This is a genomic window from Paraclostridium dentum (assembly GCF_012922555.1).
Lineage (GTDB): Bacteria > Bacillota > Clostridia > Peptostreptococcales > Peptostreptococcaceae > Paraclostridium > Paraclostridium dentum.
In genome coordinates this window covers 1-569 of record NZ_WIPK01000092.1, presented here as the reverse complement: position 1 = coordinate 569, position 569 = coordinate 1, and the positions used below count along the sequence as shown (strand labels likewise).

The 569-nt window shown below is 39.4% G+C and carries 1 protein-coding gene; it reads right to left on the bottom strand.

Features of this window, described 5'->3' with window-relative positions:
• On the bottom strand, positions 1-524 hold a 524-nt coding region (locus GFJ41_RS21015; RefSeq protein WP_500048759.1), incomplete at its 3' end, for a serpin family protein.
• Positions 525-569: the final 45 nt, after the last annotated feature.

The window sequence follows — 569 nt, the reverse complement described above, 5'->3', positions numbered from 1 at the left end:
TAGAAATAGATGGATTTACAATTTTCCCCATAAAGAGGACGTTGTTTGTTTTTTTGGTCAACTATAAACATCATAAATGGCCGATCAAATGTGATTATATCAGTTATTCTTGCAGAGAAAAGCGTGATGCCTATTCCAGTTACTGCTGTTGCTTCGGCTCCAGATTCATCCACGTCTAGAGTAGCTTTATGTATAGCCTCAGAAACTACCAAATTTTCATCAGAGATTCCAGAGAAGTTAGCGTTACGTGTGAACATGTCCTTAAATCCCATTTTATCCAAAATGCTGATCAGAGAATATGAAGTTTTTAGGGACAGTTTAGGGAGGTAGATGGCGTATTCTCTTTCTGACATCCATTTTTGCCACTTGGTTAGGTGGTGTGGGCGCACAGTCTCTTCCAAATGGGTGATGTTTGTTTCGGGCAGAGCCAAAATCATGGAGAATGAATCATTATAATTGAGACGGAGGACTCTGACAGACAGTTCATGATCATAGTAGCTGTAAAAATCATCCTTCACAAACATCATTTGAACTGGAACGGTTGTATCTTTATCCACATGGAACTGGTC